Annotated in this window: 4 protein-coding genes; 2 read left to right on the top strand and 2 right to left on the bottom strand. The window is 37.2% G+C overall.

Annotation, left to right across the window (positions count from 1 at the left end):
- Positions 1-209 precede the first annotated feature (209 nt).
- Positions 210-1,163, top strand: a complete 954-nt coding sequence (bioB, locus tag P8M52_RS03440) for a biotin synthase BioB (protein WP_300307355.1) — start codon at positions 210-212, stop codon at positions 1,161-1,163.
- 4 nt (positions 1,164-1,167) lie between these two features.
- Complete coding sequence (locus P8M52_RS03435) at positions 1,168-1,572, top strand: hypothetical protein (protein WP_300307352.1); 405 nt, start codon at positions 1,168-1,170, stop codon at positions 1,570-1,572.
- A gap of 44 nt (positions 1,573-1,616) precedes the next feature.
- Here P8M52_RS03435 and murG read toward each other — a convergent pair whose 3' ends face one another.
- Positions 1,617-2,657 carry an undecaprenyldiphospho-muramoylpentapeptide beta-N-acetylglucosaminyltransferase gene (murG, locus tag P8M52_RS03430; protein ID WP_300307349.1) on the bottom strand — a complete coding sequence of 347 codons (1,041 nt, stop codon included), beginning with the start codon at positions 2,655-2,657 and terminating at the stop codon, positions 1,617-1,619.
- On the bottom strand, positions 2,650-3,800 hold a 1,151-nt coding region (locus tag P8M52_RS03425), incomplete at its 5' end, for a putative peptidoglycan glycosyltransferase FtsW (protein WP_363320146.1). The genes murG and P8M52_RS03425, both read right to left, overlap by 8 nt.

The raw sequence follows: 3,800 nt of genomic DNA, 5'->3' as shown, positions 1-3,800 counted from the left end.
GATATGATTGATTCATTCATCGAGCTTAAAATGCAAGAAGTTACACGCTTACGTTGTGCAACTCACCCAGTTGAATTTGAAATGTACTACAGCCTGTAGTTACTTAATTTAAGTTCAATAAAAGCCGTGCAATTGCACGGCTTTTTTTACGTCTACAGTAATTAGATTGAGTTAAAATAATCAATCTAATTTATATATTAATACTCTTTATGGCAGAAATAAGAAACGATTGGAAGTTAGAAGAAGTAGAAGCTTTATTTGCATTACCATTTAATGACTTACTTTTTCAAGCGCATACAATTCATAGAGATAATTTTGATCCGAACTATGTTCAGGTAAGTTCTTTACTGAATATTAAGACGGGTGCCTGCCCTGAAGATTGCTCTTATTGCTCTCAAAGTTCAAAGTATGACACAGGTCTTGAGCGTGAAAAGCTTATGGAAATTGACTTAGTGCTAGAGCAGGCTCAAACGGCAAAAGATCAGGGTGCAACCCGTTTTTGCATGGGCGCTGCTTGGCGTAATCCAACCGATAAAAGTCTTGATAAGGTTATTCCTATGATTCAAGGTGTTAAGGCTATGGGTATGGAGACTTGTGTTACGTTGGGTATGCTTACTCAAGAACAAGCTTTTACATTGAAAGAGGCGGGTCTAGATTACTACAATCACAATCTTGATACTTCAGAAGAGAATTATTCCAATGTGATTACTACACGTACATTCCAGGATAGGCTTAATACCTTGGAGTCGGTTCAGAATGCAGATATCAATGTCTGTAGTGGTGGTATTTTAGGTTTGGGCGAAGAGCAAACTGACAGGGCTTCAATGCTAAGATCTTTAGCAAATTTAGATAAGCATCCAGACAGTGTACCGCTTAATTTATTAGTACCTATTCCAGGTACGCCATTTGAAAAAGTAGCACCGCCAACAGAAAGTGAATTTGTTAGAACAATTGCTGTTGCGCGTATCATGATGCCAAAATCGGTGGTTCGATTGTCAGCAGGACGTACCGATATGGGTGAAGCTATGCAGGCCATGTGCTTCTTTGCTGGTGCTAATTCAATTTTTTATGGTGAACAGCTGTTAACAACTGATAATCCAGACACTGGTAGTGATAAAGCCTTATTTGAAACGTTAGGTTTAAACATGTCTTCAACTCATTAATATTATGAAAATACAATCAATCAGTCTATTACTAATTGCATTAGCTTCTTTCAACGTTTCTGCAGACTCTAAAGACTGTACTAATGGCTACGATGATCTTGAGCATTTAAGTAGTTGTTTGGGTAGTGTAGTAGATTCTAGTATTACAGTTTTAGGTGATCTTCCAACTGATGCTAAAAAATGGTCTAACCAACAGCATTCAAAAGCCAAAGAAAAGTTAGAAACTATCAAGAGTGATATTTGTAACAATGTTAATCCAGTTAAAGAAGTGATTATTGAAAAAATTGTTTATGTTGATCGTATTGTTGAGGTGCCTGCTAAAGTCACGGAAAGACGTTGCGTAACCAAGAAGCAATCAGATCGCTATGGGAATACCAATGAAGTAATCACTTGTACTGAATGGAAATAGTAGACTTGTACAGGTTAATTTAAAACCGCATTTATGCGGTTTTTTTATGCGTTAAGCAAAAGTTTAGATATCTCTACAGCAGCATTTGGCTTAGAAAGTTTTAATGCATTGGCTGACATTCTCTCTAGGTTTTCGTCATTGAGGTTGAGTAAAACTTGTTCAAGCGCTTGAATGTTCAAGTCTTTCTGTTGAATCAAAATTCCAGCATCAGCATCTGCAAGAATTTTTGCATTATGAAACTGGTGATTGTCAATTGCATGTGGCAAGGGTATAAGGATGCTCGGTTTAGCGCTCAGCATGAGTTCTGAAACTGTCATTGCGCCCGCTCTACACAGCACTACATCAGCCCATGCGTAGGCTTTGCTCATATCCTCAATAAAGGCGGTAACTTTGACAGATTTCTTATTGTATTGAGACTGAACGTTGGCAAAGTGTAACTTACCGGTCTGATGCCAAATATTGATGTTAATATCAAGCTTAGTGACAATGTCATTAATTGGTTTTGAGCCCAAACTACCACCTACAATCAGTAAATTAAGTTTCTTATTACTAGTGGTTGATTTCTTAACCTTAAAAGCCGCAGGATTACCTACTGTAATGGCATTAATCTTGGAGTCAAATGCATTGTCAAACGCTTGAAAGGTTTGCGTTGCAATTTTTGAGAGTAATTTATTAGTCGTGCCTGGAATGGAGTTTTGTTCATGAATAAACAAAGGTACCTTATAAATACGAGCCATTAAGCCGCCAATCCCAGAGGCAAATCCACCCATACCTAAAACAACATCCGGTTGAACTTGAGAAAATACTTTACTAACTTCTATTGTGGCTAGTGCCAATTGAAAGGGTGCTTTTAATAGACTGACTATATTTTTTCCGCGTAAACCAACTGCATTAACACTGTGTAGTTTTATACCATTTTTGGGCACTATGGTATTTTCCATGCCTTTTTTAGAGCCCAGCCATTCAATATCGACATCGTGTTTTTTGAGCTCACTTGCAATGGCTAGTGCTGGAAAAATATGGCCACCAGTGCCACCTGCCATGATTAATATTTTCTTATTTAACAAAATTTTTTGATTAGACATAGTTTTTCTGTTTAGAGTAATCACAATGATTTTCCATATCGATTCTTAATAATATGCCAAGTGCAATAAGTACGAAAATCATACTTGAACCACCATAGCTAATCAATGGTAAAGGAAAGCCTTTAGGTGGAATTAGACCAAGATTCATAGCGACGTTAACACTAAATTGTAATGATAACCAAGTGCAAATACCAAAGCCTACGTAGGAGCTATATTTACGCTTTTGTTTTAAGGCATCTTTAGCAATCTTAAAACCTTTGAGCATAATGAAGCCGAAGGTGAAAATCACGAATAGCATACCAATAATGCCAACCTCTTCTCCTATAACGGAGAAGATCATGTCAGTATGTGGCTCAGGTAATTTTGAATATTTTTGAATACCATTGCCTAGCCCAACTCCTGTCCAATCGCCCCTTGCAATACCGATTAGGGCTTGTTTAGTTTGATAGACTTTCTCACTTTCATTCATCCATAGGTCAATTTGCCAGAATTCTGTCATTCTCTGCCAACGCACACCACCGTTTAAGCCGTCAATGTAAAGCCAAGTGCCAGTTAGGCTGATTAGTCCGCTGCCTACGTAAGTTAATTGTTTTAAATACACGCCTGCAGCAAAAAGCATGATGAGTGCGGTTAAAGAAATAAGAATGGTAGCGCCTAAATCCATTTCTAATAGTAGCAAAATGGCTGCAGAAGAAATAATAATTAAGGTTTTAACAAGCCCCATCCAAGGTTTTTTTACATCTTTTTCTTGTCTTACTAGGAAGTCAGCCATGTACAAAATCATGGCGATTTTCATCATTTCAGAGGGTTGAAATTTAAAAAATACGAAATTAATCCAGCGGGTTGAGCCGTTCACTGTTCTGCCGATAGGCTCGGGTAAAAATACCAAAGTCAAACAAACCAAGGTAAAGATAAAAAACCATTTTGCGTATTTTTTGTAAAAATACAAAGGTATTTTTAAGCAAGTGTAAGCCAATGCTAAGCCAATTAAAATATAAACACTTTGCTTAAAAAAGTAGCTGTAACTATTAAAGTGGCCCAAGGAGGCGGAGAATGATAATATCCAGCCAAAGATCAATAAGCTGAGAATGGCAGTTGCTAAATGTTTATCGGGTAATTGTCCAGTTTTTTCAAACATTAAGT

The organism is Candidatus Thioglobus sp. (assembly GCF_029243085.1).
Classification (GTDB): domain Bacteria; phylum Pseudomonadota; class Gammaproteobacteria; order PS1; family Pseudothioglobaceae; genus Thioglobus_A.
Note: the sequence above shows the minus strand (reverse complement) of the source record. Positions and strands in the feature narration are given on the sequence as shown.

What these genes read in the sequence shown, in the direction of transcription:
- bioB (WP_300307355.1), top strand. Translation starts at nt 210, where the DNA reads ATGGCAGAAATAAGAAACGATTGGAAGTTAGAAGAAGTAGAAGCTTTA.
- P8M52_RS03435 (WP_300307352.1), top strand. Translation starts at nt 1,168, where the DNA reads ATGAAAATACAATCAATCAGTCTATTACTAATTGCATTAGCTTCTTTC.
- murG (WP_300307349.1), bottom strand. Translation starts at nt 2,657, where the DNA reads ATGTCTAATCAAAAAATTTTGTTAAATAAGAAAATATTAATCATGGCA.